The organism is Arthrobacter sp. FW306-1B-G06A (genome assembly GCF_058781765.1).
Genome location: NZ_JBYSXB010000028.1, coordinates 1 through 26,170, shown reverse-complemented (window position 1 = coordinate 26,170; position 26,170 = coordinate 1). Strand labels below are relative to the sequence as shown.

At 65.0% G+C, this 26,170-nt stretch carries 27 protein-coding genes and 2 riboswitches; of the genes, 13 read left to right on the top strand and 14 right to left on the bottom strand.

Annotation, left to right across the window (positions count from 1 at the left end; translation table 11 throughout):
* Positions 1 to 76: 76 nt before the first annotated feature.
* The gene (locus tag AC3WJM_RS15030) at positions 77 to 508 is read right to left on the bottom strand and encodes an Lrp/AsnC family transcriptional regulator (RefSeq protein WP_059389854.1); all 432 of its coding nucleotides are present in this window, start codon (positions 506 to 508) and stop codon (positions 77 to 79) included.
* 55 nt (positions 509 to 563) lie between these two features.
* Between AC3WJM_RS15030 and AC3WJM_RS15025 the strand changes: the two genes are divergently transcribed.
* From AC3WJM_RS15025 to AC3WJM_RS15010, 4 genes are all read left to right on the top strand, one after another.
* Positions 564 to 923: a hypothetical protein gene (locus AC3WJM_RS15025; RefSeq protein ID WP_284991154.1), complete on the top strand. Its 360-nt coding sequence runs from the start codon at positions 564 to 566 to the stop codon at positions 921 to 923.
* A 104-nt stretch (positions 924 to 1,027) separates the two neighbouring features.
* Positions 1,028 to 1,140: riboswitch (SAM riboswitch) on the top strand.
* A 10-nt stretch (positions 1,141 to 1,150) separates the two neighbouring features.
* Positions 1,151 to 1,408, top strand: coding sequence for a DUF1737 domain-containing protein (locus AC3WJM_RS15020; RefSeq protein ID WP_028267606.1), 258 nt, complete (start codon positions 1,151 to 1,153; stop codon positions 1,406 to 1,408).
* Positions 1,405 to 1,815 carry a rhodanese-like domain-containing protein gene (locus AC3WJM_RS15015; protein WP_059389851.1) on the top strand — a complete coding sequence of 137 codons (411 nt, stop codon included), beginning with the start codon at positions 1,405 to 1,407 and terminating at the stop codon, positions 1,813 to 1,815. The genes AC3WJM_RS15020 and AC3WJM_RS15015 overlap by 4 nt, the downstream gene beginning before the upstream one ends.
* Complete coding sequence (locus tag AC3WJM_RS15010) at positions 1,816 to 3,024, top strand: O-succinylhomoserine sulfhydrylase (RefSeq protein ID WP_059389850.1); 1,209 nt, start codon at positions 1,816 to 1,818, stop codon at positions 3,022 to 3,024.
* Here the strand turns inward: AC3WJM_RS15010 and AC3WJM_RS15005 are convergent.
* Positions 3,021 to 4,289, bottom strand: a complete 1,269-nt coding sequence (locus tag AC3WJM_RS15005) for a glutamate--cysteine ligase 2 (protein ID WP_284991153.1) — start codon at positions 4,287 to 4,289, stop codon at positions 3,021 to 3,023. The genes AC3WJM_RS15010 and AC3WJM_RS15005 overlap by 4 nt on opposite strands.
* 223 nt (positions 4,290 to 4,512) lie before the next feature.
* Here AC3WJM_RS15005 and AC3WJM_RS15000 point away from each other — a divergent pair, with 223 nt between their 5' ends.
* Positions 4,513 to 5,337, top strand: coding sequence for an endonuclease domain-containing protein (locus AC3WJM_RS15000; RefSeq protein WP_492272263.1), 825 nt, complete (start codon positions 4,513 to 4,515; stop codon positions 5,335 to 5,337).
* Between the two features lie 150 nt (positions 5,338 to 5,487).
* Here AC3WJM_RS15000 and AC3WJM_RS14995 read toward each other — a convergent pair whose 3' ends face one another.
* From AC3WJM_RS14995 to AC3WJM_RS14980, 4 genes are all read right to left on the bottom strand, one after another.
* Positions 5,488 to 7,011, bottom strand: coding sequence for a UDP-N-acetylglucosamine 1-carboxyvinyltransferase (locus AC3WJM_RS14995; RefSeq protein WP_492272262.1), 1,524 nt, complete (start codon positions 7,009 to 7,011; stop codon positions 5,488 to 5,490).
* A gap of 209 nt (positions 7,012 to 7,220) precedes the next feature.
* Positions 7,221 to 8,027, bottom strand: a complete 807-nt coding sequence (locus AC3WJM_RS14990) for an energy-coupling factor transporter transmembrane component T family protein (protein WP_284991150.1) — start codon at positions 8,025 to 8,027, stop codon at positions 7,221 to 7,223.
* Positions 8,024 to 9,655 (bottom strand): ABC transporter ATP-binding protein, encoded by a 1,632-nt coding sequence (locus tag AC3WJM_RS14985; protein ID WP_492272261.1) that lies wholly within the window; start codon positions 9,653 to 9,655, stop codon positions 8,024 to 8,026. The genes AC3WJM_RS14990 and AC3WJM_RS14985 overlap by 4 nt, the downstream gene beginning before the upstream one ends.
* Positions 9,655 to 10,284 carry an ECF transporter S component gene (locus tag AC3WJM_RS14980; protein ID WP_492272260.1) on the bottom strand — a complete coding sequence of 210 codons (630 nt, stop codon included), beginning with the start codon at positions 10,282 to 10,284 and terminating at the stop codon, positions 9,655 to 9,657. Before AC3WJM_RS14980 ends, AC3WJM_RS14985 begins: the two co-directional genes overlap by 1 nt.
* Before the next feature lie 74 nt (positions 10,285 to 10,358).
* A riboswitch (TPP riboswitch) is annotated at positions 10,359 to 10,495 on the bottom strand.
* Positions 10,496 to 10,711: 216 nt separating this feature from the next.
* On the opposite strand from AC3WJM_RS14980, the gene AC3WJM_RS14975 reads away from it, so the two are divergent.
* Together AC3WJM_RS14975 and AC3WJM_RS14970 are read left to right on the top strand one after the other, a co-directional pair.
* On the top strand, positions 10,712 to 11,440 hold the full coding sequence (locus tag AC3WJM_RS14975) for an NUDIX hydrolase (RefSeq protein WP_492272259.1): 729 nt from the start codon (positions 10,712 to 10,714) through the stop codon (positions 11,438 to 11,440).
* A gap of 51 nt (positions 11,441 to 11,491) precedes the next feature.
* The gene (locus tag AC3WJM_RS14970) at positions 11,492 to 11,752 is read left to right on the top strand and encodes a DUF4235 domain-containing protein (protein ID WP_059389844.1); all 261 of its coding nucleotides are present in this window, start codon (positions 11,492 to 11,494) and stop codon (positions 11,750 to 11,752) included.
* Here AC3WJM_RS14970 and mnhG read toward each other — a convergent pair.
* The 6 genes from mnhG to AC3WJM_RS14940 are packed head-to-tail and all read right to left on the bottom strand — an operon-like array spanning position 11,749 to position 18,198.
* A complete protein-coding gene (mnhG, locus tag AC3WJM_RS14965) occupies positions 11,749 to 12,216 on the bottom strand; it encodes a monovalent cation/H(+) antiporter subunit G (RefSeq protein WP_284991147.1) in 468 nt (155 codons plus the stop codon). The genes AC3WJM_RS14970 and mnhG overlap by 4 nt on opposite strands.
* The gene (locus tag AC3WJM_RS14960) at positions 12,206 to 12,484 is read right to left on the bottom strand and encodes an MrpF/PhaF family protein (RefSeq protein ID WP_059389843.1); all 279 of its coding nucleotides are present in this window, start codon (positions 12,482 to 12,484) and stop codon (positions 12,206 to 12,208) included. The genes mnhG and AC3WJM_RS14960 overlap by 11 nt, the downstream gene beginning before the upstream one ends.
* Positions 12,481 to 13,047 (bottom strand): Na+/H+ antiporter subunit E, encoded by a 567-nt coding sequence (locus AC3WJM_RS14955; RefSeq protein WP_059389842.1) that lies wholly within the window; start codon positions 13,045 to 13,047, stop codon positions 12,481 to 12,483. The genes AC3WJM_RS14960 and AC3WJM_RS14955 overlap by 4 nt, the downstream gene beginning before the upstream one ends.
* On the bottom strand, positions 13,044 to 14,633 hold the full coding sequence (locus AC3WJM_RS14950) for a Na+/H+ antiporter subunit D (protein WP_307054880.1): 1,590 nt from the start codon (positions 14,631 to 14,633) through the stop codon (positions 13,044 to 13,046). The genes AC3WJM_RS14955 and AC3WJM_RS14950 overlap by 4 nt, the downstream gene beginning before the upstream one ends.
* A complete protein-coding gene (locus AC3WJM_RS14945) occupies positions 14,630 to 15,085 on the bottom strand; it encodes a Na(+)/H(+) antiporter subunit C (protein WP_236813318.1) in 456 nt (151 codons plus the stop codon). Before AC3WJM_RS14945 ends, AC3WJM_RS14950 begins: the two co-directional genes overlap by 4 nt.
* Entirely contained in the window at positions 15,082 to 18,198 is a 3,117-nt protein-coding gene (locus AC3WJM_RS14940; protein ID WP_492272258.1) for a Na+/H+ antiporter subunit A, read from the bottom strand. The genes AC3WJM_RS14945 and AC3WJM_RS14940 overlap by 4 nt, the downstream gene beginning before the upstream one ends.
* An 86-nt stretch (positions 18,199 to 18,284) precedes the next feature.
* Between AC3WJM_RS14940 and AC3WJM_RS14935 the strand changes: the two genes are divergently transcribed.
* The 6 genes from AC3WJM_RS14935 (at position 18,285) to AC3WJM_RS14910 (ending at position 25,085) form a co-directional block, all read left to right on the top strand.
* Entirely contained in the window at positions 18,285 to 19,688 is a 1,404-nt protein-coding gene (locus AC3WJM_RS14935) for an MFS transporter (protein ID WP_492272257.1), read from the top strand.
* 68 nt (positions 19,689 to 19,756) lie between these two features.
* Positions 19,757 to 20,908, top strand: coding sequence for an ROK family transcriptional regulator (locus tag AC3WJM_RS14930; RefSeq protein ID WP_306963167.1), 1,152 nt, complete (start codon positions 19,757 to 19,759; stop codon positions 20,906 to 20,908).
* Between the two features lie 61 nt (positions 20,909 to 20,969).
* Complete coding sequence (locus AC3WJM_RS14925; protein WP_492272256.1) at positions 20,970 to 22,493, top strand: glycoside hydrolase family 3 protein; 1,524 nt, start codon at positions 20,970 to 20,972, stop codon at positions 22,491 to 22,493.
* Between the two features lie 35 nt (positions 22,494 to 22,528).
* The gene (locus AC3WJM_RS14920; protein WP_284991141.1) at positions 22,529 to 23,314 is read left to right on the top strand and encodes a glucosamine-6-phosphate deaminase; all 786 of its coding nucleotides are present in this window, start codon (positions 22,529 to 22,531) and stop codon (positions 23,312 to 23,314) included.
* Positions 23,315 to 23,391: 77 nt separating this feature from the next.
* Positions 23,392 to 23,874 carry a cation:proton antiporter regulatory subunit gene (locus tag AC3WJM_RS14915; RefSeq protein ID WP_059389838.1) on the top strand — a complete coding sequence of 161 codons (483 nt, stop codon included), beginning with the start codon at positions 23,392 to 23,394 and terminating at the stop codon, positions 23,872 to 23,874.
* A gap of 5 nt (positions 23,875 to 23,879) precedes the next feature.
* Positions 23,880 to 25,085 carry a cation:proton antiporter gene (locus AC3WJM_RS14910; RefSeq protein ID WP_059389837.1) on the top strand — a complete coding sequence of 402 codons (1,206 nt, stop codon included), beginning with the start codon at positions 23,880 to 23,882 and terminating at the stop codon, positions 25,083 to 25,085.
* Between the two features lie 135 nt (positions 25,086 to 25,220).
* Here AC3WJM_RS14910 and dcd read toward each other — a convergent pair whose 3' ends face one another.
* Positions 25,221 to 25,796: a dCTP deaminase gene (dcd, locus tag AC3WJM_RS14905; RefSeq protein ID WP_059389836.1), complete on the bottom strand. Its 576-nt coding sequence runs from the start codon at positions 25,794 to 25,796 to the stop codon at positions 25,221 to 25,223.
* 57 nt (positions 25,797 to 25,853) lie between these two features.
* On the bottom strand, positions 25,854 to 26,170 hold a 317-nt coding region (locus AC3WJM_RS14900; RefSeq protein ID WP_492272255.1), incomplete at its 5' end, for a hypothetical protein.

Sequence of the window (26,170 nt, the reverse complement as noted above, 5' to 3'; positions counted from 1 at the left end):
TTCATTGAAAACATGCACAAAATGATGACTGCTTATGCACACAATGATCAACGGCAGGCGTCCGTCATAAAAGCGACTATCGCAGGACGGAACTGAGCAGCAGGCTCGTCTCGCTATTGACGATCCCCTCGATCCCGCGGATCCTGCCCAACACCTGGTCAAAGTCGCTGAGGCTTTCCGTGCGCAACTCGGCCACGAGATCCCAACCGCCGTTCGTGGTGTGTAGCGCCCAAATCTCGGGAAGTCCGCGGAGTTGGCGAATGACCTTGTCCGCCGACCTTCCCTCCACGGCAATGAGCGCAATGGCCCGGATCGCAAGTGGATCCACCTCGTCGCGCACCCTCGCGGTGAAGCCAACGATGGTCCCCGAGGAGACAAGACGCTCAAGCCGGCTATTCACGGTGGCCCGAGCAACGCCCAGCTTGCGCGCAAGGCTCGCCACGGAGGCCCTGCCGTCCTCCCGGAGAGCGGAGAGGAGCTGGCGGTCAAGGTCGGTGAGTGCTGCCATAAAGATAAACGTATCGCCCATTCCCCAAGCGGGCCTGAGTCCGTAGGGTATCGACATGAGCATCTACATCAGCCCCGACTCTGCTGCATGGTCCCTGACGGCCATGGCGACTGGTGCGTCAGCGGGATCAATCGATGATGCAAATGGCATGTCCAACCTGGTGAAGGAAATCTACGAGACAGAAGGTTTCGAAGCCTTGTCGGGTGTGGTTTTTGCATTGGCTCATCACAACAGCCTCTCGCTGCATGCACTCGCCACGGCCACCGGGATATCCGTCCACGAACTGCTGGAAATCCGGAAGCATCAAGGTTCCACTTTTCATCACTCCCCTACGGCAGTAGCATCGCGGTTCGACGCCATTCCACCCCGGATCCAGGCCAGCCTGGAACCGCTGCCCAATGAAACCGAGTCCTAGGACGCTGGCACCCCAGCCCTCGCCAGCCTGGCTGCCGTCCGGTTACGGAACATGACGTCGGCCGGTGATGCAGGCCGCCGTCGTGGATGTTATTTTTCTTCTTGAGTAATGAGCACCAGCGCGAAGCCCTGACTTGCTGGTCGGCAACCCTCTCTCCGGCGGGGTGCCTCAGGTGACTACTCGGCGTATCGACACTTTCGAACTGCAAGCGTGACTGAGGAGCACCAATGCCTGAACCCACCGAAGAAAAACTCTCGTACCGTCTCATCACGGGCCCTGACACCAAGGAATTCTGCGAGCGGATCTCCACCGCCCTCGCGGAGGGATACGTGTTGCACGGCAGCCCGGCCGCGACCTTCAACGGCACGGACGTAATCGTGGCACAGGCCATCGTCCTGCCCGCGGCAATCGCGAGCGCAGATGCCGCCGTTGCCAATGCGGTGGACCAGCTGGATGAAGAGTTCGACGGCGAGGGCCACGCATGAGCTACGCAGGCGACCTCAGCCCGCACGACGCCTGGGCCAAGCTCGAGCAGGGCGCCATCCTGGTGGACGTCCGCACCGAAGGCGAGTGGGCACACATCGGCATCCCGGACACCAAAGCCACCGAGAACGATCCCCTGTTCATCCAGTGGAACCTGGCCGGAGGCATCCCCAACACCCGTTTCATCGAAGAGTTGACGCAGCAGGCCCCGGAGGCGGACGGCACCGAACTGGTTTTCCTCTGCCGCTCCGGACAGCGCTCCATCGCCGCCGCGATTGCCGCCACCCAGGCCGGCTACACCTCCTACAACGTCCTCGAGGGCTTTGAGGGCGAGCCGGACCGCTACGGCGAGCGAACCGTGAACGGCTGGAAAAACCGTGGACTTCCGACGAACCTGGGGAACATCTAAGTGACTTTCAATCCTGACGCCGCCAGCTGGAGCCCTGACACCCAGGCCGTCCGCGGCGGTCTTGACCGTACCAACTTCCAGGAAACGTCCGAGGCCGTCTTCCTGAACTCCGGCTTCGTCTACGAGTCCGCCGCAGCCGCCGAGCGAGCATTTACGGGCGAGGACGAACGCTTCGTCTACTCCCGTTACGGCAACCCCTCCGTAGCTACCTTCCAGGAGCGCCTCCGCCTGCTCGAAGGCACCGAAGCGTGCTTCGCGACGGCGTCGGGCATGTCCGCTGTCTTCACCGCCCTCGGTGCGTTGCTTGCTGCCGGTGACCGCGTAGTTGCCGCCCGCTCGCTCTTCGGCTCCTGTTTCGTCATCCTCAATGAGATCCTGCCGCGCTGGGGCGTCGAGACCGTATTCGTCGACGGGCCTGACTTGGACCAGTGGCGTGCTGCCCTGTCCGAGCCGACAACGGCAGTGTTCTTCGAGTCGCCGTCGAACCCCATGCAGGAAATCGTGGACATCGCCGCGGTGAGCGAGCTGGCCCACGCGGCCGGCGCCACGGTGGTCGTCGACAACGTCTTCGCCACCCCCCTCCTGCAGCGCTGCGGCGATCTCGGAGCAGACGTGATTGTCTACTCGGGCACCAAGCACATCGACGGCCAGGGCCGGGTCCTCGGCGGAGCGATCCTGGGCACCAAGGAGTTCATCGACGGTCCCGTCAAGCAGCTCATGCGGCACACCGGTCCGTCGCTTTCCGCGTTCAACGCCTGGGTCCTGACCAAGGGCCTGGAGACGATGGCGCTGCGCGTCAACCACTCCTCGGCGTCTGCGTTGCGGATCGCCGAGTGGCTCGAGGAACAGCCGGCCATCAGCTGGGTCAAGTACCCGCTGCTGAAGTCGCACCCGCAGTTCGAGCTCGCCGCAAAGCAAATGAAGGCCGGCGGAACTGTGCTCACCTTCGAGCTGCTCCCCTCCGCGGGGCGATCGGCGAAGGAGGCCGCTTTCGCGCTGCTGGACGGGCTCGCCGTCATCGACATCTCGAACAACCTCGGCGACTCCAAGTCCCTCATCACCCATCCCGCCACCACCACGCACCGTGCCATGGGTCCGGAAGGCCGCGCGGCAATTGGCCTGAGCGACGGCGTCGTGCGGCTTTCGGTGGGGCTGGAGGATGTGGACGATCTCATCGGGGACCTCGAGCGGGCCCTCAAGCAGGTCTAGCCGGGCGCTTCGCGCCAGTCCTGGCGCACCCAGGTGAGGACGGGTTGCGGCTTGGTGTCGCTCTCGTCCCTCTCTGAGCGCATCGTGATCTGGACGGCGTGCTCGACGACGGCGGCCAGCCCGGCGGCGTCGGGCGCGCTCCCGTTGCTCTCGCTCCAGCGCCCGGCAACACCACGCTGTTCGATGGCGCCGTTGCCACGGCTCAAGATGGCTGCCACGCCGGTTTGGACCAAGTCGAATTCACCCTGTTCGGCGAGCACGGGTTCCAAGTATTCCACCAACGACCAGACGACGTCGGCGGCGGGCTCCGGGCGAAAGGTTCCGAAGTCCAGCAGTTCGGTACGCAGTCCGAAGTTGCTTGCTTGCCAGGACGCCATCCGCAAAAGCGCAGTGGGCACGGCAGCGGGCTCTATTCCGGCATGGTATTCACGAACAGAAGTCTCAACCAGTGCCCTGACGAGCACCGCGATGAGCGCCGCATCCTCGGCCCGGAGGCAGACATCGGCCACCCGGACCTCCACCGTGGGAACGTGCCGGGACAGCCTGGCGTCGAAGTAGACCATCCCCTCGTCCAGCAGCACTCCCGTTTCGATGAGCCTCCGGACAACCCGTCGGTAAGCAGCCAGGGACCCGAAGATGGCTGACGGCCCCGACGAAGGCCAGCGGTTCCACGCCTGCGTCCGATAGCTCTCAAAACCCGTGGCCAGGCCACGCCAGTAGGGAGAATTGGCGCTCATCGCCGTGAAGACCGCGAGCTTGTCCCGGATGCGGTCCAAGACCATCACGCCTTCCTCGGGGGACTCGATCGATGTGTGCACGTGGAATCCGCACGTGAGCTGTTCGTGCGCCGTGATACCGAACCGTTCGAGCATGATGGCGTACCGGGGATCCGGAGTGGTGTGCAACGCAGCATCCACGGGCGATGTGGCCAACGCGGCGATCCGAGCGCCGTGGCGCCGAGCGGCATGGCTGGCGAGGCCGCGCCCCCTGCGGATCTGGTGCAGGAGCTCGGCGTAGCTGCGGCATGGGCGGGTCTGGGTTTCGATCTGCTCAAGTTTGAGCTCGTGGCTTAGGCCGGTATCGGGACCGTCGATCTCCTCGAGGGTGGGTCCGGGTTCGGTGCCATCCTGGGCGGCGTGGGCAGCGTCATCGTGGGCGGCGCCGTCGTGGGCGGGGGCCGAGAGGAGCGCGTCGGCAAGCGCGAGCGGCTCGCCGGTAACGGGATCGACGATCAGCAACTCCTCTTCCACACCAAAAGTGCGCACGGATCAATTGTGCGCCATGGCAGCCTTGCGGAGACAGACCGGGATTTTGCGGGCCGCCCGAGGGATTCTGCTGGATCACTCCGACAGGACCGGGGGACAGCCTCTATTTTCCGGGCATTAGCGATAAGCCACCCCCGGGTGATCCAGCAGAATGTCCGCCAACTCATCCACATACGGCACATTCCCTGGGGCGTCAGCCGCAATTCCATGGATAGCTGGATCCATGGATGCTTTGGAATTCCTTGCCACGGTGGGTGGGGTCGCGCGCGTGGGCCTACTGCGCGCCAGCGGCTATACGCCCTCAGCCATCCGCAAGTTGGCTTCCGCCGGGGCACACCAACCGCGAAAAGGCGTGTGGGCCCTCCCGTCAGCGGATCAGGAATACCTCACGGCGATCCTCAATAACGGGCATGTCACCTGCGCGAGCGCAGCTTTACGCTACGGCCTGTGGATCAAGGACAAGCCCATGCGCGTGCACCTGGCTACGCGGCACTGCCGGGGCCGGGGCTTCGTCCGGCATGGCGGCCTACGCCTATCTCGGGAGAATGCCGTCCCCTTGGCATCCGTCGAGGACACTGTGATTCACGCATTGGTCTGCTTGCCAGAGGTCGATGCCATTTCGATTGCGCAGTCTGCCATGCAGCAGTTCGGCATCCCGCGGGCCCTGCTCGAAAGCGAGATCTCCGCCAACTACTACGGAAACGCCAGGAGGCTTCTCGCCAAGGCAGACGGCCTGTCCGAATCCGTACCGGAGATCAGCGCCCGTCTGCTGTTCGAATCAGAAGGCCTGACATTCCGTCGCCAAGTCAAAATCCGCGGCGTGGGACGTGTGGACTTTCTCATTGGACGGTGGCTCATCGTTGAAGTCAACGGCTTCGCCTTCCACAGCTCGCGGGAGGCTTGGAGGAAAGATATGGCACGCCTGAACGCTGCACAGGCACGTGGCTTTGACCTCCTGAGCTTCGCCCCCGAGCAGATTTGGAACAACCCGGAGCAGGTGATGGACGAAATCCGTGCCGTCCTCGCCCTGCACGACGAACAGAGGTGATCGCAACGACGGATTTTGCCGGATCATCGCCAGGGCGCAGAAGGCAAACCCATTGTTTTCGGGGGTGAGCGAACGCTGACTCCGGATGATGCAGCAGAATGTCCTGCTGGTCAGTCCGAATCGTGCAGATTCCGACGTTCTCCGTCCACGTCAGTCCTGGAAGTACTCGATCTTGGCGCCGATGGTGTTGAGTCGCTCGGCCAGGTCCTCGTATCCGCGCTCAATCACGTAGATGTTGCGCAACTCGGACGTGCCGCGGGCCGCCAGCATGGCCAACAACAGGCAAGCTGCGGGTCGCAGTGCCGGGGGGCATCCGACTTCCGCGCCACGCCACTTGGTGGGGCCATTGACGTAGATGCGGTGCGGATCGAGCAGTTGAACCTGGGCGCCGAGTTTGTTGAGTTCGGTCAGGTAGATGGCCCGGTTTTCGTAGACCCAGTCGTGGATCATGGTCTGGCCTTCGGCGTTGCCGGCGATGACCGCGAAGAACGGCAAGTTGTCGATGTTTAGACCCGGGAACGGCATCGGATGGATCTTGTCCTCCGGAGCGCGCAACCGTGATGGCTTGGTGGTGACATCCACCAAGCGCGTCCGTCCGTTGCGCGCAAAGTACTCGCCGGAGATGTCGAGCTGTTGGCCCATCTGCTCGAGCGTGGCAAGTTCGATCTCCATGAACTCGATGGGGACCCTGCAGATGGTGACCTCCGAGTTGGTCACGATGCCCGCGGTGATCAGGCTCATGGCCTCGATCGGGTCTTCGGACGGGAAGTACTCAATGTCGACGTCGATCGCCGGGCGCCCAGTGATCTTCAGGGTGGTTGTCCCGATGCCGTCGATGACCACGCCGAGCCCCTGCAGGTAGAAGCAAAGGTCCTGCACCATGTAATTGGGGCTGGCATTGCGGATCACCGTGGTACCGCTGCGGTGTGCGGCGGCCATGATGGCGTTCTCCGTTACGGTGTCACCGCGCTCCGTGAGCACGAAGGTGCGGTGCTCGCCGTCGGCCGGCGGGGCCTGCACTGAATAGAAGCCTGATTTGGCTTCCACGGAGAGTCCGAACTGCCGCAATGCCTGCATGTGCGGTTCCACGGTCCGGGTCCCGAGATCGCAACCGCCGGCGTAGGGCAGCTGGTACGAGGCAGCCTCATCGAGGAGCGGGCCGAGCAGCATGATGACGCTGCGGGTGCGGCGTGCGGCTTCCACGTCCATGGAGGCGAGGTCCAGCCTTTCCGGGCGGCGGATGCGCAGATCGTTGCCGTTCAGCCAGGTGCATTCGACGCCGATGGAGGTCAATACCTCGACAATCCGGTTGACTTCTTCGATCCGGGCGAGCCGTCGCAAGGTGGTGGTGCCGCGGTTGATGAGGCTCGCGCAAAGCAGTGCGACGCCGGCATTCTTACTGCTGTTGACGTCCACCGAGCCGGAGAGCGTACGTCCGCCCTCCACGCGCAGGTGGGTCATCTGCCGTTTGCCGACCTTGACGATGGTTCGTCCGAAGATCGACTCGAGGCGCTCGATCATGCGCAGGCTAAGGTTCTGCTTGCCTTGTTCCATGCGGGCAATGGCGCTTTGGCTGGTGCCCAGTTCCGAGGCGAGCTGTCCCTGTGTCCAGCCCTTTTCGCCGCGGGCGTCGCGAAGGAGGAGACCTACATGTTCGGCAGTCGGTTGCGTCATGATCAATAAATATCACAGATGGTCTAAGAATTGGAGATTCTGCGACGCAACCCGCTGATTCAGCCCGAGAATAGTCGTCTCGTGCGATAAGTAAGTCGCAACGGCCGCCGTCGCGTGCCCGGGGCTGCCGGATGGCGGCCCGCCCGCAAATACCCAAGTAGCTCGCAGTTGTTGTCGTTTTGAAGCGTCAAAACGACAACAACTGCGAGCTAGTTGGGCTGCTTCAGCCAGACGAAGTGCCAGGTCCCTGCCCATTGGGCCGCGAGTACGGCCGCGGCAGCGATGACCAGCCCGCCGCCCAGAACCCAGACGTCCAGGCGGCTGTAGGTGGATTCGCGCGCCCAGGTCCGTCGTCCGCCGCCGAAGCCGCGCGCCTCCATGGTTACCGCCAAGCGGGACGCCCGTCGGATCGCTTGCACCAGCAGACCAAAGCTTTGGCCAAGCATGGCCTTGAACCGTTGCGGCGGACTTCCGTGCGAGCCGACACCCCGCGCGCGCCGTGCCATGCCGATGGTCTGCCACTCCTCCGCCATGAGTCCCACGAGCCGCAGGGCCGCCAGGGTACCCAAGACAAAACGGTGCGGCAGTTTCGCCTTTTGCGCCAGGGCATCGGCGAGATCGGTGGGATCGGTGCAACTCATCAGGAGAATGGCAGGCAGCGCTATGGCAAGACCCCGCAGCATGAAGCCGAGTCCAAGCTGAAGCGAGCCTTCGCTAATGGACCAGATCCCGACGTCGAGCAGTATCCTTCCGCTGTCCGCCGACAGGATCGCGGTGCTCCAACCTCCGAGCGCGGCCGCGATAATCAAGGGCCAGCCGCGCTGCCAGAGCAAGCGCACGGTGAGCCCCGCGAGGGGGAACAACGCCAATTCGCCGAGGAGCGCGGTCGAGGCTGACACCAAGTCGATGGACAACGCCAACACCAGGGTGATCAGGAAGACCGACACGAACTTGGCCAGCGGATTGGCGCGTGTCAGGAGGGCGTTGTTGCCGCGCAGGGTCAGGGCGTCCCTCATGCCGCACCTGCTTCCTGCCGGGCGCCGCCTTGGAATGCAGGCTCGAGCCGCATCTCGGCGCCGCCCAGGACGGAGCTGAATTCCTGGTCGTGGGTCACGGAAACCACGGAGGTGCCGGCGTCGAGCAGTTCGGACAGGAACGACGCAAGCTCAGCCCACGTGTTCGCGTCCTGGCCGAAAGTGGGTTCGTCCAGCACCAGGACGCGGGGGTGCGCGGCGAGCACCGTCGCCACGGATAGCCGCCGTTTTTCGCCCCCGGAGAGCGTGTACGGATTGGCGTCCACGAGATGCCCCAAGCGCAGCCGTTCCAGCAACTCGTCCACCCGTTCCTCGCCATGGCCAAGATGCTTGGGGCCGAACATGAGCTCATCGAGGACGCGGCCGGTGACGAACTGGTGCTCGGGCTCTTGGAACACAGTCCCGATGCGGGAGATCAGCTGCTGGGCCTTCCACTTGAACGGGTCGGGGCCCGCGCCGTCGCTGAGCCCGACGGCGGCAGTCACCGCCCCGGATATCGGCGCCAACAGCCCCGCGAGGGTCAAAGCGAAGGTCGATTTTCCGGCGCCATTGGGACCGGTGATGGTCAGTGCCCGCCCGGCAAACACTTCGGCGTCGAGTCCGGACTGCACAGGACGCGGGGCGATCGTTTTGAACCCCCGGCGCCGTGTCCGTTCGCGGGACACCGCAAGCTCCTGGGTGGCGAGCAGCAACTCGCCCCCATTCCGGGAGCTCCCCGCCCCGGAGTCGGCCGCCGGTCCGGCGCCTGTTCCCGAACGTGGGCGGGTGGCCGGCACGTAACCAGGCACCCAGACGCCCGCAGCAGTGAGCATGTCCCTTGCTTGCGCCAGAACCGTGTCCGGGTCGCCGTCCAGAAGCACCGCCGGCGTCGAACCTCCCGCGGAGGAGGAACTGCCCGGCTGAAGCACCACAATCCGGTCCACGAGGTCTTTCCAGACCGATACCCGGTGTTCCACCACCACCAAGGTGGCGCCGGTCTTGTCCAGGCAGCGGCCCACGGCATCGCGCACTTCCAAGACGCCGGCCGGGTCAAGGTTGGCGGTCGGCTCGTCCAGGAGGATCAAGCCGGGCCGCATTGCCAGTATGCCGGCGAGCGCAAGGCGCTGTTTCTGCCCGCCCGAGAGGGCCGACGTCGGGTGGTCGAGCGAAAAGTTGCCGCTGGCACTGCCACCGGCACTCCGCAGCAGCCCGACGTCGTCGAGCGCTTCATGGACCCGCTTCCAAATCTCGTCCCGCGGCACGCAAAGGTTCTCGGCGCCGAACGCGACGTCGTCGCCCAGGCGGGAAAGCACCACCTGGGTTTCGGGGTCCTGTTGCATGAGTCCGGCACGGCCCCGCTGGGCCTTCGGGGAAACGCCGTCAACCAGCAACGAGCCGGTCTCGTCGGCGTCGTCGCCTTCCTCGCCCAGCACGCCCGCCAGGGCATGGAGGAACGTCGACTTGCCTGCGCCCGAGGGGCCAAGCAGCAGGACGCGCTCGCCCGGACGGATGTCCAGGTCCAGGGCGTGGATGGCCTGCGTGGTGCGGCCGGCGTGCCGCCAGCCCCAGCCCTGCGCGGAAATGGCGGCGGGTCGCACCACGGCAGAGGTGCCGGAATCAGGACTGGGCATCAGGAAAAGACGGGCTCCGAGGCGGCCTTGCGTGACGCGAACGCGCTCAGGACACCGGTCCTGGCCAGGCCGCGGGTAGCGATCCAGGACAGGGCACCGGCAATGACGGCCCCGGAGATCGTGCAGAACACGATGTACGCGAGCTTGTCGACCGGCTCGTAGGCGATGTTCCAGCCCCACGGCAAGAAGGAGTCGTTCAGGCCGCAGAACAGGCCCGCACCGGCACCGGCCAGCAGGGACACCGGCAGGTTGAACTTCTTGTACATGAAGGCCAGGAAAATGAGTTCCGCACCGAGGCCCTGGAGCAGGCCCGAGATCAGCACCGTGGTGCCGTACTGGGAACCCATGATGAGCTCACTCGTGGCGGCCACTGTTTCGCAGAAAATTGCCGCACCGGGCTTGCGGACGATGAGCATGCCCAAGACTGCCGGAATCATCCAGCCGCCGGCGATCAGGCCGCCCAGCGGAGGGTAGCCGGCGGACATAGGCGTGGCAACCAAAGCCATCTGGTCCCATGCCCAGAAGATCACGCCACCGGCGATCGAGATGAGTGCCGCCACGACGATGTCCACGACGCGCCAGTTGTAACCAGGCTTGGTGAGGCCCGGCCTTGCAGAAATACCAGTCATTTTGTCCTCCTGAGGAACAGGAGGGGAAAGTGTTCCCGGTTGCCTGCGAGCGGCTTCCGCCGCGCCGGTCCGGACACTATGAGAACTCGACTCCCTTGCGCCGGTACTAGCCGGATCAGGTTCGAGGGTCTGCGGCTGTCCGCACTCTCAGCGCCCGTCCTCCGTGCCGCATTGCTGCGTGCCCGACGGCGGCGCTCCCCTGTCGTTATCAATCCACCCTTTTGGGCGTGGTTCAGTTTACACCTTGGCGGGGTTGCGGGCGCTGTGTTGGCGTCCGCGGAACGGTCACAAACACGCGGGGACGACGGATTCTGCTGGATCACTCGCCGGGTGAGCGCAGGCCGGCCCGGAATGGCGCGGGCGGCCGCAGAAACTGGGACAATGATCCAGCAGAATGTGACGCGGCAGAGCGGGCAAAGGAGCGGTCTTGGCAGGCAATGGCGAAGCGAACAGCACCACGGTGGCGGAACCGAGGCTCGCCGCAAGCGTGATCCTGGTCCGGGATGCCGCGGTTCCCGGGGGCTCTGAAGATGCGGCGCAGGCTTTGGAGGTGTTCGTCCAGCACCGGGTGTCCACGATGGATTTCGCCGCGGGCATGGTGGTCTTCCCCGGGGGCCGGGTGGACCAGGTGGACAGCTCCGGCTGGGACTTCGCGGACGACGTCGTCGAGCAGCACGCCGCTGCATGGCACCGGAGCAGCATCGCCGTCGAGCCTGCCTCCGCCAGGTTCAACGCCGGCCGGGTGCTGGCGGCCGCGCAGCGTGAGGTGTTCGAAGAGGCCGGGCTGAAGCTTGACGCCGCCACCCTCCGCCCGTGGGCCAACTGGGTCACCCCGGCAGACCAGCCCAAGCGCTTCGACACATACTTCTACCTTGCCTGCCCGCTTTCCGGTGCCGAGCCAAGGCACCAAACAACGGAAGCGTCATCGTCCTTGTGGATGCCCGTCCGCGGAATCCTGGACGCCGAAGTCGCCGGAACACTCAAGCTCATGCCGCCCACGCTGGCGCTGCTGGATGAGCTCCTCGCCCTCGGCACAGTGGAAGCGATACTGGGCGAGGACCGTGACATCGTGCCTGTCCGTCCAAAGCCCGGGGCCTTGGAGGAGTTCTTCCGGCAGAGGCGCCAAGCTCCATCCGTTGCTCCGGAACTGCCCTGAAGTGGGGTTAGGCTGGGGACGGTCCTGTTTCCACCCGCAAGGAGTCCCGGAATGAACCTCCTCATCAAACTGCTCGGCACCGGCGTGAGCATCGGCGCTGGCTTTGTCGGCACCAAGCTCGTCAATGCGCTGTGGGAAAAGTCCACCGGCAAGAAACCTCCCAAGGGTCACGATGATATGGAGGCAAGCCTGCGCTCTGCACTGACCTTCGCCCTGATTTCGGCGACTGTCAGCGCCGTCATCCAGGTTTTCGCAAGCCGCAGTACCCAGCGCGCCATCTCGCGTTTCTCGAAGACACAGGACATCGTCTAGGCTGACGGCCCGCCGTTGGCGCCGTGAGGGCCTGGGCTCCCACCGTTCCCGCTGTGGGGAGTTGTCGGGTCGGCTTGGGCTTTCTCCGCTGCCCGTTGACCGGCGGCCCGCAGCACCACGGCCTCGAGTTCGTCGATGCTCAGCAACTCGGGGTGCAGGTGCTTGGTCCGGTAGCCTGCGCGGCCCACCATGTGTGCGGACACCGGCACCGTCAGCAATTGGAAGATCCAAGCGACGGCCAGGATCGGCCACACCCACCATTCGCGCATCTGCAGCCCGATGGCCGCCAAGACGAGGAACAGCCCGAGCACTTGCGGCTTGGTAGCTGCGTGCATGCGGCTCATCAGGTCCGGGAAGCGCAACAGGCCGATCGCCGCGCCCAATGACATCACCGCACCGACAATCAGCAGCACCGCGGTGACGGCATCGATGACGGCATCCGCTCCGGTGGCGTCAGGAGTCATTGACCTGTCCTCTCCGGTCGGCCACGAAGCGCGCCACCGTCACCGATCCGATGAAACCGATCAGCGTCAGCGCGACGAGCAGCACGAGGTTGTTGAGGTGCCTGTTGACGGCCATGTCGATGGCCAGCGCAGCACCCAGTATGGCGAGCAGCACGTCCGAGGCGAGCACCCGGTCCAGCAGGGACGGCCCGACGGCGATCCTGTAGATCGCGCCGGCGGCGGCGAGGCTAAGGATCACCGCCGTGACGATCAGCACGATGTCTTTCACGAGCGAGCTCCCCTCGTTGCAGGCCAGCCTTCGGCCTGGAGTGCGTCCATTTCCGCCTGGGTACCCATGATCCGGATCAGCGAGGCCTCCGTGTCTTGGACTTCCTTGCGCAGCTTGGCGGTGTCCACATCGTTGCGGACATTGAGCCCATGGATATAGAGCGTGGACGTCGAGCGGTCCACCTCCACCACCAAGGAACCCGGAATCAGCGAAATCACGTGCCCTGTTGCGGTCACCATGAGGTCGGAATGGCTACGGAGGGGAACAGCGACGACGGCGTTGGTTACCAAGGGCCCGCGGAAGACCGCGAGGTACATGACCTGGAAGCTCGCGGCCACCACTTTGCCAAGGAACACGACGGCGAAAGGAATGGCGCGCAGCACGTTGAATCGTCCGCTGAGCTCCACTGGAGGCAAGTAGAAGACCCTGGCTACCACCACGGCGATCAGCGCACCGAATACCAGGTTGCCGGGGCTGAAGTCCCGCCAGAGCGCACCCCACACGACCACCAGCCAGACCAGCAGGGGCAACTCGGTGCGGAACGAAATCCGCTTGCGGCTCACTTGCCAACCCCCTGCAGTGGGGTCGACGCACCCGGCGCAGCGATGCCCGGGACTTTGGCATTCTCGCCGAGCACGGAATGGATATACGCCGTTCGGTCCAGCATCTGTTCCGCGGAGTTGCCGGCCAATTGGAACAGCGGACCGGCGAAGACTGTCAGCGCCACGCCAAAGACCACCAGCGCGGCGGTTGGCCCCACCATGGTCCTCGGAAGCAGGCCGACGGCCGCCGTGTCCTTGAGGACGGCGGCCGGGTAGTCAGCGTCCTCGGGCTTCCGCCAGAATGCGCGGTTCCAGACGCGGGCAATGGCCAGCAAGGTCAAGAGGCTCGTGACCACCCCGCCCACCACCAAGGTAATGGCCAGTGGTGTCCCGAGGGCGATGCCTGCCTGCAGGAGTCCGAGCTTCCCCAGGAACCCGGAGAAGGGCGGGATTCCCGCGAGGTTCATGGCCGGAATGAAGAACAAGAGCGCGAGGAGTGGAGACAGCTTGGCGAGCCCACCCAGCCTGTCCACCGACGAGCTCCCACCGCGGCGCTCGATCAAGCCGGTCACCAGGAACAGGCTCGTTTGGACAGTGATGTGGTGGGCCACATAGAAGACGGCGGCAGCAAGCCCGGCTACGGAAGACATGGCAAGCCCGAACACCATGTAGCCGATGTGGCTGACCAAGGTGAAGGAGAGTAATCGTTTGATGTCGCTCTGGGCTATGGCACCGAGAATCCCCACGAGCATGGTGAGGAGCGCAACCACCATCAACGGGGTGTTCAAGGTATCGCCCGGGAACAGCAGGGTCTCCGTACGGACCATGGCGTAGACGCCCACCTTGGTGAGCAAACCGGCGAACACGGCAGTGACCGGTGCCGGTGCGGTCGGGTACGAGTCAGGCAGCCAGAAGGACAGCGGGAACACGGCGGCCTTGATGCCGAAGGCCACGAGCAGCATGACGTGGAGCAGGTTCCTGGTGCCCGGATCCAATTCGGCCAGCTTGATAGCCAGATCCGCCATGGTGATGGTTCCGGTGGCTCCGTAGATCATCGCAATAGCGATCAGGAACAACACCGAAGACACGACGGAAACCACCACGTAGGTGACCCCGGCGCGGATGCGCGGACCGGTACCGCCCAGTGTCATGAGCACGTAGCTCGCCGTCAGCAGGATCTCGAAGCCGACGTACAGGTTGAAGAGATCACCGGTGAGGAAGGCGTTCGAGACACCGGCCACCAGGATCAGGTAGGTCGGGTGGAAGATCGACACCGGTGCCTCACGGTCGCCGTCGGCCATGCCCTGGCCGGTGGCGTAGATCAGCACCGCGAGGCTGATGACGGAGGAGACCACCAACATGAGCGAGGAGAACTGGTCCACCACCATCACCACGCCAAACGGCGGCTGCCAGCCGCCTAGGGTGACGGATGCGGTGCCTGTGGTCCATACCGAGGCAAGGAGCCAGCATTCCAGGAGCAAGGTCAGAGACAACAAAGCGATGCTGACCGCGCGTTGGGCCAGCGGGTTCCTGTTCAGGGCAAACGTCAGTGCGGCACCGAGGATGGGAAGTACGACGGCGAGCGGCGCCAGGCTGGCGATGTTCACTGGGGGCCTCCTTCCTTGGCTGCTTCGGTGACTGCCGTAACCGGGAATTCGGAAGTTTCCTCGGGAACTACCGAGTCGTCTTCGGCGTCAAAGCTGGGTGTCTTCGCGACGCGCCGGTCTTCGGCGTCGTCCTGGATGTCGTCCTGCCGTGCCAATGCCCAGGTCCGGTAGATGATGCCGAGCATGAATGCCGTCACCGCGAAGGAAATCACGATCGACGTCAGGATCAACGCTTGCGGCAAAGGATCGTTGTAGTCGCGCGGATCCGTCGATTTGTTGAACAGCGGGGCAAGTCCGGCATATCCACCCGTCGCGAGGATCAGCAGGTTGGTGGCGTTTGCCAGGAGCATGAGCCCCAGGAGAACGCGGGTCAAGCTGCGTTCCAGGATCAAATAGATCCCACAGGCGTAGAGCACTCCCATGACGATCAACAAGGTCAAGTTGACGCTCATGGGGTCCCCTTCCCGAGCGAGGTTGTTGCCGACTGCGCCGTGGTTGCGGCCGTTGGTGCGGAGGTGGGAACTTCCAATCGGGCATCCCCTGAATCCCGGACGTCTCCGCTGGCGGTCTCTTCGAAGTGTTCGTCGATCTCGGCTCCCAGGCTCCGCAGCACGTCCAGGGCCAGGCCTACGACCACGAGGTACACGCCGACGTCGAAGATCGTGGAGGTCACGAACTTGATGTCCCCGAACAACGGTAGCCAGAACTCGATGATGGCGCTTTGGAACACCTGGCCGCCCAGAAGCAACGGTACGAAGCCCGCTGCGGCCGCCGTCGCAAGGCCGGTTCCCAGCAGCATGCCGGCGCTGATCGGTGCGGCTTCCCGCAACTCGAACCGTCCGCCGGCCAAGTAACGGATGGTCAGGGCAAGCCCGGCCGTGAGTCCGCCGGCGAAGCCGCCACCCGGAAGATTGTGTCCCGCCAACAACAGGTACACGGAGAAAACGATCATCGAGTGGAAAATCAGCCGCGTGACCACTTCGAAGATGATGGAACGCCGTTCCGGTGCAAGGGTTCGGCCGGCCACGAGCCAGGGGTCCGTCAGGGAGCCCGCGAACTTGCGGACGAGTGCCAGCGAGGCGTCGTCGCGCGAACTGCCCCCGGCGGCGGCGCGCCTTCCCACCGTGCCCTCGGGAATGGTGGCGGCCTTGTTGAGGCGCTCGCCCCTGCTGCGGACAAAAATCAAGCTCGCGACGCCGGTGGCAGCGACCGCCAGCACCGAGATCTCGCCGAAGGTGTCCCACGCCCGGATGTCCACCAGCGTCACGTTGACCACGTTGAGTCCGCCGCCGCCTTCATAGGCCAGCCGGGGGAACGAAAGCGACACAGACTCGGCGATGCGGGCGCCCATCGCGTAGATCGCCACGAAGATCATGGTGACCGCGAACGCCACGCCAATGATGACGCGAACCACCCGATACTTGCCGCCGGTGCGGTCACGGAGCTCCGGAGGGAGGCTGCGCATCGCCAGCACGAAGGCCACCAGGATGATGGTCTCCACCAGCATTTGCGTCAATGCGAGGTCCGGGGCTCCCTGCAACGCGAACATGAGTGCGATGCCGTAGCCGGTGACCGACACCATCAGCACGGCGAGGAAGCGCTTGTTGGCTCGGACCGCCGCGAGAGCGCCAACAACGATTCCTGCCGCGGCGATGAGCTGGAGCGGGGAATTCGGGTCGATCACATAGAGCCCGCCCGGGAGTGGCTTGTTGGCCACGATGAGTGCCGTCAAGGGGACAGCGAAAGCCACCGTGAGGATGACCGCAAGGTAGAAGTACAGGGAACCGCGCTGCGTGCGCCCCGTGACCCACACGGCGACGTCGTCCAGGGCTCCGATGGAGCGCTGGTACGCGCGGTCGCCGTCCACCCAGTCCGGGATACGGCCCTGCGCCCGCGACACGACGTTCCGGCCGTAGAACATCGCGACGCCGGCCGCGAACGTCACGGCGGTCAGTCCCAAGGCGGGCGTCAGCCCGTGCCACAGCGCGAGGTGGCTGGCGCTGGCTGCGTTTGTTCCGACTGCGTTGGTTCCGGCTGCGTTTGTTCCGGCAGCGGGTTCCACAAAAAGCGCCGCATACGGCTGGATCCAGCCGTCAACGGGATCCGGCCACAGGCCGTACACGATGGTGAGGAAGCTCAAGATGGCCGGAGCCGCCAGGAACGATGGCTGGATGGCCTTGAAGGGCGTCCGTTCCACGCCCGGCTTGGTGGCGAACGCACCCCACATGAAGCGGGCACTGTAAGCGAATGTGAGGATGGACCCCAGCACCAAGCCGACTAGCAGGACCAGCCCCCACGGTTGGGAAGCAGGGCCAGTACCGGATTGACTAGTGCCGTAGTGCACGAACGCCTCGAACACGGATTCCTTGGCCACGAAACCCGCCAGCGGAGGTATGCCGGCCATGGACGCCGCGGCGATGCCCGCCACGATGGCGAGCGCCCTCGAGGACTTGTACACGCCCGAGAGCTTGCGGATATCGCGCGTGCCGGATTGGTGGTCGATGATGCCTACAACCAGGAACAAGGAAGCCTTGAAGAGTCCGTGCGCCAGCAACAGCGCGAGGCCGGCCAGTGCGGCGTCGGGCCGGCCGAGGCCAACCACCATGGTGAGGAAGCCGAGCTGGCTGACGGTTCCATAGGCAAGGATGAGTTTGACGTCGGTCTGCCGGAGCGCCCGGTAGCCGCCTACCAGCATCGTCGCCAGGCCGAGCCCAAGCACCAGCGGCAACCAGTAGGGGCTTTCGCTGAATCCCGGAGCCAGGCGGGCCACGATGTAGATGCCGGCCTTCACCATGGCCGCTGCGTGCAGGTAGGCGCTCACCGGGGTGGGCGCGGCCATGGCCCCGGGGAGCCAGAAGTGGAAGGGGACCAGCGCCGATTTGGTAATCGCACCTACCAGGATGAGTACGACGGCGGCAGCAACCGCACCTTGCGCAGATCCCGTGACGAGGGTGGCCGCTTGGGTCATGATCGCCGAAATCCGGTATGTTCCGGAGGACTGGCCCAGAATGATGAGGCCCACGAGCATGGCCAGGCCCCCGGCGGTGGTGACCATGAGCGCCTGCAAAGCCGAGCGCCGCGCGGATAGTCGGGTCCGCGCATAACCGATCAGCAGGTAGGACAGGACGGTGGTGAGTTCCCAGAAGATGAACATCATCAGGAGGTCGTCCGCCGTCACCAGGCCGAACATCGCGCCGGCGAAGGCAAGCAACTGGGCCCCGAATCCGCCGAGGTCGGCATCCTTGTTCTTGAAGTACCTGGCGCAATAGACCAGGACCAACGCGCCGACCCCCAGGACCAGCAAGGACATCACCCACGCCAGGACGTCCATGCGGAAGGCGAATTCAAGCTTGAGGTTCGGAATCCATGGGAGGGTCTCTTCGATGAAGCCGCCCGTGGCGGCTCCGCCTTTTCCGGGATAGATCCGGTCGTACTGCAGGAGCAGCCAGACAAAGGCGAGGGCGGGAACTGCTGCAAGGACGTAGAAGGCATTCCGTTGAAGTTTCCGGAAGATCCAGGGCGCCACAGTTGCCGCTGCAAAGGTCACGGCAAGAACTGTGATCACTGGAATCTCCGCAAAGTCAGGAATAAGTTGTCAAAAGTTGGAGCAGGCGGTCAAGCGTTGGGTTCGGTGCAGGTAGTTTATCAACCATGAACATGGCAACTGCGCCTGAGGCCCCGCACCCGTCATCCGAGCTTGCTTCGGGGCCTGCCCTGTCGAACAAGGGCCAAATCCTTGCGTGGGCATCCTGGGACTGGGGTTCCGCGGCATTCAATGCCGTCATGACCACCTTCGTGTTCACCGTCTACCTGACGTCCAAGGCATTTGGCGGGGAAGACTCGGCGTCGGCGACGTTGGGTGCCGCGCTGGCGATTGCCGGCGTCGCGATTGCGCTCCTGGCACCGGTCACCGGTCAGCGCTCCGACTCCGGTGGCCGCAGGAAACTGTGGCTGGGGGTCAACACCGCCCTCGTGGCTGTCCTCACGGGCTCGTGCTTCTTCGTCTTCCCCAAGCCCGAGTTCCTGCTGCTGGGCGTCACGTTGATTGCGCTCGGCAATGTGTTTTTCGAGTTCGCCGGCGTCAATTACAACGCCATGCTGGCCCAGATCTCCACCCCTGCCAATATCGGCAAAGTGAGCGGCTTCGGTTGGGGAATGGGGTATCTGGGCGGGATTATCGCGCTGCTCGCGGTGCTGCAGCTTTTCGTCCAGCCGTCTTTTGAGTGGTTCGGGGCCTCCACCCAGGACAGCCTGAATATCAGGCTCGTGGCTGTCTTTTCCGCGCTCTGGTTCTTCATCTTCGCGCTACCGGTCCTCTTCGCCGTGCCGGAGCTCTCCGTCAAGAAAGCGGAATCCCGGCTCGGGTTCCTGGCCTCTTATGGTTTGCTCGTCCGCCGGATCAAGGCCATCTATCGAACCAGCCCGCACACCATCTACTTCCTGCTCGCGAGCGCCATCTTCCGCGACGGCCTGGCGGCGGTCTTCACCTTCGGCGGGGTCATTGCTGCCGGGACTTTTGGATTCGAGCTCAAACAGGTCATCTTCTTCGCGATTTTCGGCAATGTGGTGGCCGCCGTTGGCGCCATGATCGGCGGATTCCTGGACGACAGGATCGGGCCCAAGTCCGTCATCGTCATTTCCCTCATGGGACTCCTGGTCGCCGGCACCGTCATCCTGGTGCTTGGCAACGGCGACTACGTATTCTTCGGGACCCATTGGGCAGGCAGCACGACTTTCTGGGTGTTCGGACTGTTCCTGTGCCTCTTCGTTGGACCGGCGCAAGCTTCCTCCCGCGCCTACCTCGCGAGGCTGGCGCCCGACGGCGAATCCGGCGAGCTGTTCGGGCTCTACGCCACCACCGGCCGGGCCGTGAGCTTCCTGGCGCCGGCACTTTTCACCCTGTGCATCACCTTGGCCACGCCCCTGGTTGCCCCGGGCGCGGCCCAACGCTGGGGGATCCTGGGCATCATGGTGGTGCTCCTGGCCGGCTTGCTGGTGATCCTGCCCGTCAAGGCACCCGACAAGACGGAAATCGCCACAGTGCCGCTGAGCTGACAGATGGGGCTCACACAATCTGCCACAAACCCTTGATCTTTGATTGTTAGTAGAGTTTACTAACTCACATGGAAGCCCTTCGTGACCGCCAGCGCACCGATCGAGCAAGCGCAGCGACCCTGCCTTCGGATGGGCGTGCCCACAATCTCTCCTTGGTGCGCCAAACGCTCCACTCTGCAGGGGCGATGAGCCGTGCGGAACTTTCCCGGGTCCTGGGCCTGACCCGCGTCACGGTATCGGACCTCGTCTCGGACCTCCTCGAACGCGGCCACGTCGTGGAACTGGGACAGTCCGATGAAGTCCGCCCCGGCAAGCCGGCCATCCTGGTAGACATCAACCGCCGGGGCCTCCAAGTGATCGGCATGGACTTGGCGGAAAATTCCGTGCTGCGTGCCGCCGTCCTGGACCTTGACGGCAACATCCTCGAAAGGGTCGAGCGGTCCATCTCCGAGGAGACCGGCCCGGACGTCGTCAACGAGGTCCTCGAACTCGCTTCGGAAGCCGTCGGCCGGGCCACCGCCACGCTGCTCGGGATCGGCGTCGGGACCCCCGGCATCGTCAATGCGGGCGGCGAGGTCACCACGGCCCCCAACTTCGGATGGAAGGACGTCGCCCTGCGCGATCTCCTCCAGGAGCGGACCAGCCTTCCGACCCTCGTTTCCAACGATGCTGACGCCGCAGTCCATGCGGACCACACTTTCGGCGGCGGCAGCGACGACGAAATCCTCGTGAAGATCGGCCGCGGTGTCGGTTCAGGACTCATCGTGGGCGGCAGGCGTGCCCGGGGCGCCCACTCCGCGGCTGGCGAAATCGGCCACGTCACAGTCGGCACCGACGGCGGGACCGTGTGCAAGTGCGGTAAAACAGGCTGCCTCGAAACCTGGATGTCAGTCCCCAGCCTCGAACGTGCCCTGGCCGAAGCGGCGGCGAGCTCCCAACCGGAGGCCGCGGCCGCCGTCGTACTCCGGGAAGCGGGCGAGCGGCTCGCCATCGCGCTCGCGCCCGTGGTTGGCGCCCTCGATTTGGGCGAAGTGGTCCTCAGCGGACCCCGGGAGCTTTTGGAAGGCCCCCTTCTCAACGCCGTCCAGCAGACCCTGCTTGAGCGGCTCTTGCACCAGGACCCTTCACCGGTGTCCGTCCGTCTCGCGGCAGACGCACAGGACATCGTCCTGCGTGGAGCCGCCGTGATGGTCCTGTGGAACCAGCTTGGTGTGGCCTGAGTGCCGCCCCGCCGTTTCCAACCCTGACTACAGACCAAGCATCCCTTCGAAGGAGCCGGACATGGACACGATTCAGTCCCCCGCTACTCAGTCTCTTGCCACCGGGCCCGCCCGCGCCCACCTCCGCCGTCTCGCGGCAGGCACCCTCATGCCCGGATTTACCGGCATCGCCGTCCCCGTCTGGATCCTTGAAGCGTACGACGCCGGGTTGGCGGCTGTGTGCCTCTACGGCACCAACGTGGCGTCCCCCGTCCAGTTGCGCGAGCTCTGCGCCGGGCTCCGCGCACATTCCCCGAACACGCTCATCGCCGTCGATGAAGAGGGCGGCGATGTCACGAGGCTGCACTACCTCACGGGATCGACGCAGCCCGGGAACGCGGTGCTCGGGCGTCTGGACGACGTCGAACTGACCGCCGCCAGCGCCAGCGCCATCGGCCACGAGCTCGCAGGCCTGGGCATCAACTTGAACCTGGCCCCGGATGCCGACGTCAATTCCGCTCAGGACAATCCCGTGATCGGCGTGCGTAGCTTCGGGGCCGAACCGGGCCTGGTGGCACGGCATACCGCCGCCTGGATCCGTGGACTCGAAGACGCCGGTGTTGCGTCCTGTGCCAAGCACTTCCCGGGCCACGGCGACACCACCACAGACTCCCATCTGGCGCTCCCCCGGGTCACGGCCGACGCCGCCACCCTGGACGCACGCGAGCTGGTCCCGTTCCGCGCGCTCGTCGCGGCTCGCGGGGCCACCGTCATGACGAGCCATATCCTGGTCGAAGCCCTGGACCCGGACCACCCCGCCACGTTCTCCCCGCGCATCCTGCAGGACCTGCTGCGCCGTGACATGGGGTTCGAGGGCGTCATCATCACGGACGCCCTGGACATGGCCGGCGCGTCCGCCCAGACCGGCATTCCGGAAGCAGCCGTCCGCGCACTGATCGCCGGGGCGGACCTGCTGTGCCTTGGTTCGGAAACCGGACCGGCCCTCTTCGAACAGACGATCACCGCGATCGCCGATGCCGTTGGCGACGGGCGGCTGCCCATGGAACGCCTGGCAGACGCTGTTGCCCGCACGCAAGCACTGTCCTCGCGGTTCCCCGCCGCGGGTGCCGCGGAAATCCAGGAAGCTGCCATCAGGGGCCAGCTCGGCCTGCCCGGCCAGCCGCAGCATGCCGGGGTGCCTGCCGCGCCGAAGGCGCTCGACGGGGAGCGCATCGCCGAGGCCTTCGAGGTGTCCGAAGCCGCCGAAAGGTGGCTGGCGCGGGAGGAACCCGTAGCGATCGTGCAGGTCGAAACCGGGTCCAATTTCGCGGTCGGCCGCGTGCCTTGGGGCCCCGCTGCCACAACTTCGGCAGTGGTCCGCGAAGGCGAGGTGCCCGACGGCGCGCGGGTCGCCGTCGTCGGGCGCGGCTTGGATGCCGAACACCCGCTGTGGACCGTCTTCGCCCGCTTGAGGGCCGAGGGGCACGCGGTGATCGCCGTCGAGTGCGGCTGGCCACGCGGCGGGGCGGACATCGTCACTTATGGTGCGTCGCTCACGGTGTCCCAGGCCCTGACGGCGCTGCTGAACGGCACTGCCAAAGCCTGACCGCACCACGCCCAATCCATCGACAGAAAGTTGCCATGGAAGTCATTGTCACGCCCACTCCGGAATCGGCTGCTTCGGCCGCCGCCCAAGCCGTCCTCTCAGGACTCCCTGCGGGCGCGGGCCCAGTACTGGGACTGGCCACCGGTTCGTCTCCGCTGGGACTGTATGCGGAGCTCGCAGCCGCGGCCGCTGCGGGACGCGTGGATTTCTCGGCCGCCAAGGGATTCGCCTTGGACGAATATGTGGGCCTTCCGGCCGGACATGTCCAGTCCTACCGCGAGGTCCTGATCCGCGAGGTCTGCGAAGTCATCGGGCTTCCCATGGCCGGGCTGAATGTCCCCGACGGTAGCGGCGCCACCCAGGCCGAGCTCGAAGCGGGAGCGGCTGCCTACGACGCCGCCATAGCTGCCGCCGGCGGGGTCGACGTGCAGATCCTCGGCATCGGCGCCAACGGCCATGTGGGCTTCAATGAGCCCGGATCCTCGCTGTCCTCGCGGACCCGTTTGAAGCGGCTCACGGCCCGCACGAGGCTGGATAACGCCCGCTTCTTCGAGCACGACGGCGACGTCCCGACCCACTGCATCACCCAAGGATTGGGGACCGTGCTGGAGGCGCGCCGGCTGGTGCTCATCGCCACCGGCGCCGCGAAGGCCGCCGCGGTCGCTGCCGCCGTCGAGGGCCCTCTGACGGCGTCGTGCCCGGGTTCGATCTTGCAATGGCATGCCGACGCCGTGGTGGTTCTCGACGAGGCGGCAGCGTCCGGATTGGCTAACCGCGAGTACTACGACGACGCCGCGCGCGGCCTGGCTTTGGCCCCCTAGAAAGGCGCGGGCCGCTTTGCGCGACGGCCCCGAGTGGCATCATTCCGCCGCCCCTTCAAGAGGGCTAGGGTGGACGTATGAACGTGGATGAGACAGAACTTCCAGGCCTCGGGGTCCGCAAGGATTTCATCACGGCCTCGGGACGCCGGATCGGTGTTGTCGAGATGCGGGAGGGTGAGACCGAGCTTTTCGTCTCCACGTGGGACGATCCCGATACCTGCCAGGCATCCATCCCGTTGACCGCAGACGAAGCCGCCGCCCTGGGCAACCTCCTGGGCGGTCAGCACATCGCCATGCGTTTGGCCGAAGCCCACAAGGAAATCCCCGGCATTGTCACGCGGCAGTTCTCCATCACCGCTGACTCCCCTTTCAACAACCAGCCCATGGGCAAAGCCCAGATCCGCACCCGCAGTGGTGTCTCGATCGTGGCGATCATGCGCGAAGGCGAAGTGGTTCCCTCACCGGCTCCCGACGTCGTCCTTCACACGGGTGATCTGCTGGTGGCTGTCGGTACGCAGGAAGGTCTTGACTCTGCGGCTGCCATTCTGCGCAACGGCTGACGTTCATGGACCCCCTGGCCCTGACCCTCATTGAGCTGGGCGCAGTCGTTTTCTGTCTCGGCCTCTTGGCTCGCTTGGCCGGCAGGATCGGCATGTCACCCATTCCGCTCTATCTGGTGGGGGGACTGGCGTTCGGGGCGGGTGGACTGATCAAACTGGATGGCATGCACGAGTTCGCCCATCTTTCCGGCGAAATCGGTGTCATCCTGCTCCTATTGATGCTCGGCTTGGAATATACGGCGGCGGAACTCGTCACGGGGCTGAGGCGCTCGTGGCAAGCCGGTGTGCTGGACCTGGTGTTGAACTTTCTTCCGGGTGCCGGCATCGCCGTGTGGCTCGGTTGGGGGCTTGTCGGGGCGATCGTCATGGGCGGTGTCACCTATATTTCTTCCTCCGGCATCGCCGCGAAGGTGATCACGGACCTCGGCCGGATCGGTAACCGTGAGACGCCGGTGGTCCTGGCCATCTTGGTTTTCGAAGACCTCACCATGGCCATCTACCTTCCGATCCTGACTGCGATCCTCGCAGGCGTGGGCTTCCTGGGCGGGCTCCAGACGGTGGGTATTGCGCTGGCCGTGGTCACCTTGGTGCTGGTGGTGGCCCTCAAACACGGCCACCGGGTATCCCAGGCCGTGCACAGCGAAAACTCCGAAGTCTTCCTGCTCAATCTCCTCGGAGCCGCGCTCTTGGTGGCCGGCATCGCGTCCGCCCTCCAGGTCTCCGCGGCCGTGGGGGCGTTCATGCTGGGCATTGCCATTTCGGGGGCAACGGCCCACAACGCGACGCGGATCCTTGAACCGCTCCGGGATCTCTTCGCGGCCATCTTCTTCGTAGCCTTCGGCCTCAACACGGACCCGTCCAGCATCCCGCCGGTCCTGGGCTGGGCGCTGCTCCTGGCACTCGCGACAGCCGTGACCAAGGTACTGACCGGATTCTGGGCGGCAAAGCGGGCAGGGATCGCCGTTCCCGGCCGTTTCCGCGCAGGAGCCGCCCTGATTGCCCGCGGTGAATTCTCCATTGTCATCGCAGGCCTGGCCGTGGCCTCGGGAGTCGTGCCGCGCGAGCTTGCCGCCCTCGCTACCGCGTATGTGCTGCTCATGGCCATCATCGGACCGCTCGCAGCCCGCTTCGTGGAGCCCACGGTCAAGGCCTTCCGCAAGTCCTCACGCAAACCGAAGGCATCCGAGCCTATTGCGTCCTTCGAAGCGTGAGCATCGGCCGTTCCCCGACGCCCGCTCACTTTTGGGGCGTTTCCTTTGGACGCTCGCTCACATGATCTGAGCGAGCGTCCGCGGTATTGCCCACATATCTGAGCGAGCGTCTTGGAAAACCCAAGCAGGCAGGGGCTAGACCGTCGTCCGGTGGAAGTTCAAGTGGCTGCGGCTCGCGGTGGGGCCGCGCTGGCCTTGGTAACGGTTGCCGTATCCGCCGGAACCATAGGGATGCTCAGCCGCCGAGGAGAGCCGGAAGAAGCACAACTGGCCGATCTTCATGCCGGGCCACAGCTTGATGGGCAACGTGGCAACGTTGGACAGCTCCAAGGTCACATGGCCTGAGAACCCGGGGTCGATGAAGCCGGCCGTGGAGTGCGTCAGGAGGCCGAGGCGCCCCAGCGAAGACTTTCCTTCAAGGCGTGCGGCGACGTCGTCCGGCAGGCTCACGGTCTCGTACGTTGAACCGAGCACGAACTCGCCCGGGTGCAGGATGAAGGGTTCGTCGCCCTCCACCTCAACCAGGCGGGTCAGCTCAGGCTGCTCCTCGGAGGGGTCGATGTGCGCGTATTTGTGGTTGTCGAACAGCCGGAAGAAGCGGTCAATCCTCACATCCACCGAGGACGGCTGAACCATCGCGGGGTCGTAGGGCTCCAGGACGATACGTCGGGAGTCGATTTCGGCACGTATGTCGCGGTCAGAGATCAGCACAGGATCAAAAGTACCGTATCCACCCCGTACCCCGTGGTGCCGGAGTGGCGCATGGGACTATAGTGCACCACATAGACTGCCGTTACCGCTGTTGTATTTGGGAACGGTGGCACGATGCGAATCTGGGGAAACATTGAGACGAATTGCGGTGCCCGTTGCCGTAGTGGTGGCCTGCCTTCTCACGGTGATGGCCCCTGCCTCCGGACCGCGAACCGTCCCGGCCCTGCCCTCCGGAACTGCCGCCCCTTCCATCTCAAACACCACCGCAAGCGCTGAAAGTACGACGACGGCGTCCGCACCGCCGTCGGGATCCGGCCTTTCACAGGCCGCACCTGCGCCGGGGTCACCAACTGCCACCCCCGCAGCACCAGCAG

What these genes read in the sequence shown, in the direction of transcription:
- AC3WJM_RS14985 (WP_492272261.1), bottom strand. Translation starts at nt 9,655, where the DNA reads ATGCCCAGTCCTGATTCCGGCACCTCTGCCGTGGTGCGACCCGCCGCC.
- AC3WJM_RS15015 (WP_059389851.1), top strand. Translation starts at nt 1,405, where the DNA reads ATGAGCTACGCAGGCGACCTCAGCCCGCACGACGCCTGGGCCAAGCTC.
- AC3WJM_RS14920 (WP_284991141.1), top strand. Translation starts at nt 22,529, where the DNA reads ATGGAAGTCATTGTCACGCCCACTCCGGAATCGGCTGCTTCGGCCGCC.
- AC3WJM_RS14910 (WP_059389837.1), top strand. Translation starts at nt 23,880, where the DNA reads ATGGACCCCCTGGCCCTGACCCTCATTGAGCTGGGCGCAGTCGTTTTC.
- AC3WJM_RS14995 (WP_492272262.1), bottom strand. Translation starts at nt 7,011, where the DNA reads ATGACGCAACCGACTGCCGAACATGTAGGTCTCCTCCTTCGCGACGCC.
- AC3WJM_RS14945 (WP_236813318.1), bottom strand. Translation starts at nt 15,085, where the DNA reads ATGAGCGTCAACTTGACCTTGTTGATCGTCATGGGAGTGCTCTACGCC.
- AC3WJM_RS15030 (WP_059389854.1), bottom strand. Translation starts at nt 508, where the DNA reads ATGGCAGCACTCACCGACCTTGACCGCCAGCTCCTCTCCGCTCTCCGG.
- AC3WJM_RS14915 (WP_059389838.1), top strand. Translation starts at nt 23,392, where the DNA reads ATGAACGTGGATGAGACAGAACTTCCAGGCCTCGGGGTCCGCAAGGAT.
- AC3WJM_RS14990 (WP_284991150.1), bottom strand. Translation starts at nt 8,027, where the DNA reads ATGAGGGACGCCCTGACCCTGCGCGGCAACAACGCCCTCCTGACACGC.
- AC3WJM_RS14980 (WP_492272260.1), bottom strand. Translation starts at nt 10,284, where the DNA reads ATGACTGGTATTTCTGCAAGGCCGGGCCTCACCAAGCCTGGTTACAAC.
- AC3WJM_RS14930 (WP_306963167.1), top strand. Translation starts at nt 19,757, where the DNA reads ATGGAAGCCCTTCGTGACCGCCAGCGCACCGATCGAGCAAGCGCAGCG.
- mnhG (WP_284991147.1), bottom strand. Translation starts at nt 12,216, where the DNA reads ATGACTCCTGACGCCACCGGAGCGGATGCCGTCATCGATGCCGTCACC.
- AC3WJM_RS14925 (WP_492272256.1), top strand. Translation starts at nt 20,970, where the DNA reads ATGGACACGATTCAGTCCCCCGCTACTCAGTCTCTTGCCACCGGGCCC.
- AC3WJM_RS14970 (WP_059389844.1), top strand. Translation starts at nt 11,492, where the DNA reads ATGAACCTCCTCATCAAACTGCTCGGCACCGGCGTGAGCATCGGCGCT.
- AC3WJM_RS14935 (WP_492272257.1), top strand. Translation starts at nt 18,285, where the DNA reads ATGAACATGGCAACTGCGCCTGAGGCCCCGCACCCGTCATCCGAGCTT.
- AC3WJM_RS15025 (WP_284991154.1), top strand. Translation starts at nt 564, where the DNA reads ATGAGCATCTACATCAGCCCCGACTCTGCTGCATGGTCCCTGACGGCC.
- AC3WJM_RS15000 (WP_492272263.1), top strand. Translation starts at nt 4,513, where the DNA reads ATGGATGCTTTGGAATTCCTTGCCACGGTGGGTGGGGTCGCGCGCGTG.
- AC3WJM_RS15020 (WP_028267606.1), top strand. Translation starts at nt 1,151, where the DNA reads ATGCCTGAACCCACCGAAGAAAAACTCTCGTACCGTCTCATCACGGGC.